Annotated in this window: 5 protein-coding genes and 1 pseudogene; 2 read left to right on the top strand and 4 right to left on the bottom strand. The window is 28.8% G+C overall.

The window, feature by feature from the left end; translation table 11 throughout:
- Window positions 1-431: 431 nt before the first annotated feature.
- The 3 genes from HMPREF9629_RS10590 to recJ all read right to left on the bottom strand — a co-directional run bounded on the left by HMPREF9629_RS10590 (window position 432) and on the right by recJ (window position 5,988).
- On the bottom strand, window positions 432-2,633 hold the full coding sequence (locus HMPREF9629_RS10590; RefSeq protein ID WP_009526381.1) for a RelA/SpoT family protein: 2,202 nt from the start codon (window positions 2,631-2,633) through the stop codon (window positions 432-434).
- Window positions 2,634-3,063: 430 nt separating this feature from the next.
- Window positions 3,064-3,585 (bottom strand): adenine phosphoribosyltransferase, encoded by a 522-nt coding sequence (locus HMPREF9629_RS10585; RefSeq protein ID WP_009526380.1) that lies wholly within the window; start codon window positions 3,583-3,585, stop codon window positions 3,064-3,066.
- A 48-nt stretch (window positions 3,586-3,633) separates the two neighbouring features.
- Window positions 3,634-5,988, bottom strand: coding sequence for a single-stranded-DNA-specific exonuclease RecJ (recJ, locus tag HMPREF9629_RS10580; RefSeq protein ID WP_009526379.1), 2,355 nt, complete (start codon window positions 5,986-5,988; stop codon window positions 3,634-3,636).
- A 336-nt stretch (window positions 5,989-6,324) separates the two neighbouring features.
- Here recJ and HMPREF9629_RS10575 point away from each other — a divergent pair, with 336 nt between their 5' ends.
- Both HMPREF9629_RS10575 and scfA read left to right on the top strand, forming a co-directional pair.
- Window positions 6,325-6,996 (top strand): endolytic transglycosylase MltG, encoded by a 672-nt coding sequence (locus tag HMPREF9629_RS10575; protein ID WP_009526378.1) that lies wholly within the window; start codon window positions 6,325-6,327, stop codon window positions 6,994-6,996.
- Window positions 6,997-7,204: 208 nt separating this feature from the next.
- On the top strand, window positions 7,205-7,351 hold the full coding sequence (scfA, locus tag HMPREF9629_RS11430) for a six-cysteine ranthipeptide SCIFF (protein WP_009526377.1): 147 nt from the start codon (window positions 7,205-7,207) through the stop codon (window positions 7,349-7,351).
- 141 nt (window positions 7,352-7,492) lie between these two features.
- Here scfA and tnpA read toward each other — a convergent pair.
- Window positions 7,493-7,783, bottom strand: a pseudogene (gene tnpA, locus HMPREF9629_RS10570) (IS200/IS605 family transposase); the annotation flags it as partial.

Genomic DNA, 7,783 nt, shown 5'->3' with positions numbered 1-7,783 from the left:
GCTGTCAAGTACTTTTTTTATTTTTTATTTTCTTTTTATCTCTGTTTTGTTCTCTCTCATCGAGAGCTTTATCATATTATCATATTTACTTATGTCTTAGTCAACTTGTTTTTTTTATTTTTTTTTACTTTTTTTGTTTTCTCGTTTCTTTTTTTATCTTTTATTGTTTTTTATCCTTACTTTAATTATATACTTTCTTTATTTATTTTATGTTTTCGTTCTGAATTTTGCTTATCCTATTTTCTAATAAAATTATGAATAACTTGTATAATTATATAATATTAATATAGATAGTATACAAAAAAATAATTATTATGTTTTTCTGTTATTCTATAAAATTTTAGTATTAATATATTTAAGATTAATAACATATAAAAATGTATCCATTAATCAAACAATTATTAATAATAGAAAAAGGATATCAAAATATATTACTTTGATATCCTAAATACATCGTGTATGTCCGGAACGGCTTTTAATTTTCTGATTATCTTCCTAACTTGTTCCTTTGATCTTACTTCAAATGTAGCATCAATTATTGCTATATCGTCTTTTACTCTTCTTGCATTTAATGACAGTAAATCGCTTTTTTCATCTTCAAATATTCTGCTTATATCCCCGAACAGTCCTCTTCTATCATATCCTCTTATTTGGACTTCCACATCAAATGATGAGTTTACGTTAATATCATTCCAATGCACTTCTACCAGTTCTTTAGAACTGTTTTGTGTATCTCTTTGGGCGTTAGGGCAATCTTTTCTATGAACTGTTACTCCTCTACCTTTTGTTATATAACCCACTATTTCATCTCCTGGTATTGGTGTACAACATTTTGCAAGCCTTGTAAGTATGTTGTCTACACCTGTGACATTAACCAGTTGTCTATTTCTTCTTTCTTTTTTTTGCTCTCTTCCTTCTTGTGATATCCTTTGATTTTCTTTTAATTGTCTCAGTTTTTCTTCCTTTATTTTATCACCGAAGTCTTTTTCATAAATATCCTTAAGCTTACCCATAACCTGATTCATCGTAAGTCCGCCATAACCAAGAGCTGCATATAACTCTTCTTCGCTCGCCTGACTCAAAAATTTGGCTGCTGCTACAAGTGCTTTTGTTCTTAAAAAATCTCCTAACGGGTAGCCTTGTTTCTTTGTTTCTTTTTCTATTAATTCTCTGCCTTTTTCTATATTCTCTTCTTTGCGTTCTTTTTTAAACCATTGTCTTATCTTGTTTTTTGCATGAGAAGATTTTACAATATTTATCCAATCTCTGCTGGGTCCTTTTGAAGATGCGGATGTCATTATTTCAACTATCTGACCATTTTTTAATTTGGTGTCAAGTGGCACAATCTTTCCGCTTATTTTTGCTCCTATGCACGAATTTCCCACATTTGTGTGTATTTTGTATGCCAAGTCTATAGGCGTTGAGTCTATTGGTAATTCTATAACGTCTCCTTTTGGAGTAAATACAAAAACCTGGTTGACAAATAGATCTATTTTTAGAGACTCCATAAATTCTGTAGGATCTGATACTTCTTTTTGCCAATCCATTATCTGCCTTAACCAAGCTAATTTCTTGTCCATATCAGATTCGTTTGTATCTATTCTTCCTTCTTTATATTTCCAGTGTGCTGCAATACCGTATTCTGCCGTTTTATGCATTTCTTCCGTGCGTATCTGTATTTCCACCGGCTCTCCGTCAGGTCCGAATATCGTAGTGTGTATGGATTGATACATATTCACCTTTGGCATAGCAATATAATCTTTAAATCTTGTAGGTATAGGTTTCCAAATAGTGTGGACTATACCTATTACACCATAACAATCTTTCAATTCCTTAACAACTACTCTTACAGCTATAAAATCGTATATTTCCTCAAAAGATTTATTTTTAAATTTCATCTTTTTGTAGATACTATACATATTTTTTTCTCTGCCGTATATTTCACATGGTATGTTGGCTTCTACTTGTATTTTTTCTTTTAACTTGGAAATTATTCCATTTATATATGAATCCCTCTGAGTTATTCTCCTTGATATTTTCCTTTCCATATCAAAATAAAAATCCGGTTCAAGATATCTAAGTGCTATATCTTCCATTTCCCATTTTATTTTTGATATACCTAGTCTGCCGGCTATCGGTGCAAATATCTCTATGGTTTCTTTTGACTTTTCTCTTGCTTTTCTCGGAGTCATAAATTTGAGAGTCCTCATATTATGAAGTCTGTCAGCCAATTTTATAAGCACAACTCTCACGTCTTTCGCCATAGCCATAAACATCTTGCGAAGATTTTCCGTTTGATTTTCTTCTTTAGATTTATAATCTATTTTCCCAAGCTTGGTAACTCCATCTACAAGTGTAGCTATCTCGGCACCAAACATATTTATCATTTGTTCGTTAGTGGTGTCCGTATCTTCCACAACATCATGCATAAGTCCTGCAGCAATGGTAGCAACATCCAATTCCAATTCTGCCAATATACCGGCTACTTCAATAGGATGCATTATATATTTTTCTCCTGAACGCCTTACCTGTCCGTCGTGCTTTTTCTCAGCATATTCATAGGCTCTTATAAGTATATCCACATCTGCATCAGGATTATATTGCCGTATAGTTTTTATTACATTTTCCAACAATTCAATCACCTTTGTCTATTCTTTATATAAGTAAGTTAGTCCCACTTCAAATCAAAATAGATTATATTTTAAACAAGAATAATTTAAATATATTTTTATTATCTAATTTTAAAATATGTATCACTATTCCAAATATTATTGATACATCTATAAAAATATATAAGCAAAAGGGATTGAATTGCAACAATCCCTTTACCGACTTTGATTATACCAAATTATAAAGCAATAAGATATAATAAATATATCGCTATATATCACTTTGTTAAAAATTTTTTATACTGATTGATAGATAAAAAAACAAATAATTATATCAACTTTAATAATTTTTTATCTTGTCATAATTTTATTGCATTGAGCATTTATCAAAACAAAATAATACTACATAATAAAACTTAAACAATCCTATTAATTTGATATTACAGTAAAACTGTTATTCAGTTTCATATTTAACTAATGAATTTATATGATATTTTTTTATTTTTTCATCCGGTTTTAAAAATGAAAGCTCTATAAGAAACTCCATTGCTTTTACATTTGCCCCTATTTCTTCCAACAGTTCCGCAACAGCACATACAGTTCCTCCTGTAGCTATTAAATCGTCAACAATCGCAACATTAGAGCCTTTTTCTATTGCATCCTTGTGTATTTCCAATATATCCGTCCCATATTCCAGAGAATATTCTTTTCTAACCACTTCTGCCGGTAATTTACCTTTTTTTCTAATAGGCACAAAACCCACACCCAAAGCATACGCAACTGCTGCCCCCATTAAAAACCCTCTTGCTTCAGGTCCTACAATATAGTCTATGTCCTTATCTTTCAAATCTTCTACCATTAAATCAACTGCATATTTAAAAGCATCTTTATTTTTTACAAGAGTCGTTATATCTTTAAAACCTATACCTTTTTCAGGAAAATCAGGTATTTCTCTTATCACGGACTTTAAATTCATATACATATCCCCTCATTTTTTTGATTGTAGATAAAAACAATATATAAACTATAGTCCTATAATAGAAAAATACTGTTTAAATTTTCTAAAAATAATATTATCATTTATATTTTGTTTTTCATCTGTTTTTTTTAACTTTATGTGTACTTTATTATATTGAAAATCATATATTATGTCAATAAGTTTACACTTTTGCAATATGCAACTTACTATGAAAAAAATCATAGAATCCATTTTCAATATATTAAGTATATCTGATATTCTTATATTCTTATCACCATATTTTTTAAAAAAATTGTATAAAATAACCATATTAAGACGTAAATCATAAGGTTCATATCCTATGTCAAACTGTGAGAAATCTAAAGCATATTTATTACACTCACATTCATAAATTACGTTTTCTATTTTTTTAAGTTTATCACATACAACGATATTATCATAATCTTTAAGCTCTGTTTTATCCAATAAAGGCAATAATATAACCATATTTTCAAAGCTGTTTTCCATATTGTCCTGATAAAAATCAAGACGTTTATACGAGTATTCCATTAGCTTACGAATATAAAAATAGGATTTATATGAATAGCATAAAAATGCAGTTTTTCCTATGAGTTTAGATATATTTTTCAACTCCAGTATTTCAAAATTTATCACATCCTCTAATGAAAAGTCATAATTCATTTCAAAATATCCTATATCATCTCTTACAATTTGATAAATATCTTTATAATCATACGAATAATCATATGAATACCTTATATCTGAAGCAAACATTTGTATATCAACATTATCCGCAAAAACATTCCTGTTCATATAAAACACTATATCTACATTTTTAGATATGTCCAAATCTTTTAATTCGTCATAACTGTTGAATTTCAAAATATTTTTTCCCGTTTTTTTATCTCTCGCCTTAAAATGATTTTTGTCTTTTCCAATAAATTGAATATTTTCCAAGCTCATATCAGTCGACAAAAATATCGGCTTTTCATTTTCTATACCGAACGGCTCAAACATTTCCATCTTGTTATAATTTTCTTGAGTTATTGCATCTGCAGGCATAAGCATATCTATGTTAAAATTAATTTCATAATCTTCATCCAACATAATTTTTTTTGCATATGCATTTATCTTTTTTATAAAAGCAGGAATTTTTTCTTTTTTTATTGAAAATCCTCCCGCCATTTCATGTCCGCCATATTTTTCGAACATATTTTCCATAGATTTCATAGCCTCAAAAAAATTAAAATTTTCTATACCTCTACAAGATGCAGAGCCTTTATCGTCATCTATCGCAATTACAACTGACGGTTTTCCAAATTTGTCAACGAGTTTTGAAGCTACTATACCTATTACCCCTTTGTTCCAATTTTCTCCGTAAGATACTGTCACATATGGTTGCTTTTCACTTTCTTCCTCCACTTGTACAAGTGATTTTTCATATATATCTTTTACCATCTCTTGTCTTTTATAATTTAGAATATTCAATTCTTTTGCATAACATTTTGCTTCTATTTCATTTTTTGCCATATATAATCTTACAGCAAGTGAGGCATCATCCAATCTTCCCGCAGAATTTATCCTCGGTGCAATTCCAAATCCTATTTCATACGAAAATATTGCACTTTTATTAAGACCTGCCTCTGTTATTAAAGCATCTATTCCAAAATTTGAAGACTTTTTTATTTCTCTCAGTGCGTTTTTTACTATAACTCTATTTTCACCATTAAGCTCCATTATATCAGCCACTGTAGCTATTCCTGCTATTTCTACAAGCTCACCAGTTTCCTGCTTAGCATATATCCTCAAAAGCTCTCTTGATAATTTATAAGCTATTGCAGCACCACATAAATTTTTATACGGATATTTACAATTTTTTTGGTGAGGATTTACTATTGAATACGCTTTGGGTATAACCTCTCCAACTTGATGGTGATCCGTTATAACAACATCCATTTCAAGTTCATTTGCAAGCTCAACTTCATCTATAGCTGTTATACCGCAATCCACCGTGATTATAAGCTTACACTCATCTTGTGATATTTTGTTTATCGCATCCTTGTTAAGTCCATACCCCTCAGTTTTTCTATTAGGTATATAATAGTTTATATTACGATAATCTAAAATATTGAACGTTTTTAACAATATCGCTGTTGCACTCGTGCCATCAACATCATAATCACCATAAATATATATTTTCTCATTTTGTTTTATGGCTGTATCTATTCTCTCCAACGCTCTTTTCATACCAAGCATAAGCATACCGTCATATTGATTATCTATATTAGGTTTAAAAAACTCCTCTTTACTCATATCATATTTATTTCTGTCATAAAATAACTTATCAAAAGGTATTGTGCTTGTATTTATATTAGATATTATCCATTTTTTTTCGTTCATAAATTCTCCTTTTAATGTTATTTTTTTATATTTTACAGCAAATATATTATATTTTCAATATTTTTATATATACCATTACAATTTATAACTATATTTTTATTATATTCAATACAATATCTCTTCTTTAAATATGCTTTTATGTTAACTTTATTTTGATTAAATGTGGCACTTAATATAGTAAACCTAAAATTATATATTGAAAAAAATAATTTGTTTAATTATTTCAAATATGATAGAATAATTTAAATATATTTATTTAGATAAAATTATCTAAATATTTTTTATCTGTATTTAACAAAATTTAAAAATCCAATTATCCTAATTAAGAGGTTATATATGAACAAACTCAAGGATTTCATTCACTATATAAGTGATATTATAATGGCTCTTGTTGTAGTATTTATAATACTTTTTGTGTTTTACAAAAATATAAGCGTATTTTTCAGCGATATATTCGATCAAAAATTATCTGTAAATATAAAAGAAATTGTATCAGATGATATTTCAAATACATCTATAAATGTAAACACAGACTCTGAGAAAACTGAAAATCTCGAAGAACAAAACAACATCAACGCCGAAACATCACAAAACTCAAAGTCTGATGATGAATCTGTAACATTTCAAAACAAAGAAACAAACACTTCACAAACAGAAAAATCAATAGAACAAACGAGCATACCACAAAATATAAATACAGAAGACAAATCAGGAGATACACAAAATTTACAAGTAAATCCCAATAACGAAAATAAAGAAAATTCTAAGAATGAAATTACAAAAACTGTACAAAGTAACAATAATTTTACTGTAACTATAGTTATCCCTGCAAATTCAACTTCTACACAGATAGTAGACATACTTTATGACAATAAACTCATAACTTCAAAAGACGAAATTACTATATATTTAAAAGAAAACCACTTGGAAACAAAACTGAAATCCGGCACATTTACTATAAATTCAACAATGAGCGTAGAGGAAATAGTAGATACCATATCCTTATAAATTAAAATATATAAAATCCAGACATATCAAAATGCTCTACTTTCTACATTTTTGCTTGTACCTATATTAATAATTATTGAAATTTGTATTTACATATGATATAATTATTAAAATAAATTTGCTTATAGAACACATTTTCAACTTATAGCTCTATACATATTTGAATTTTGTAGTTTCTAAAAAAGCTGAATACATTAGGAGGTAAATTATGAAAAAACACATAGTAACAATAGCAAAAGGTTCACTTAAACAAAGCGCATCTCACGGCGGATGTGGAGAATGCCAGACTTCTTGCCAATCTGCTTGCAAAACATCTTGTACAGTAGCAAACCAAGAATGTGAAAGAGAAAACTAATCGTTAATCAAAACCACCAGTTGAACTGGTGGTTTGCAAAGCCCTAAAAGGGCATTTTACTAGCTACCTCTCAAGAGGTATCGAATAGTCCGCCAATTGCATATTTTTTACTGGCTGCTGCTAAAGCAGCTTTTATTTTGCCTATTTATTCTTGCTACCCGTAAACGGGTCAATGTATTCTTTAAATGATATCTGATCATTTATTATATCTTCTTGCAATTGCTTCTTTATATAATTCTCTATTACTTTTTTATTTCTTCCTACTGTATCTACATAATATCCTCTGCACCAAAAATGTCTGTTTCCATATTTATATTTTAAATTCGCATGTCTATCAAATATCATAAGACTGCTCTTTCCTTTTAAATATCCTAACAAATTGTGATACACTTAAACTTGGCGGTATACTCACTAACATGTGTATATGGTCCA

Origin of the sequence: Peptoanaerobacter stomatis (genome assembly GCF_000238115.1) — a bacterium.
GTDB lineage: Bacteria > Bacillota > Clostridia > Peptostreptococcales > Filifactoraceae > Peptoanaerobacter > Peptoanaerobacter stomatis.
The sequence above is the reverse complement of the archived record's forward strand: the minus strand, read 5'-3'. Positions and strand labels throughout refer to the sequence as shown.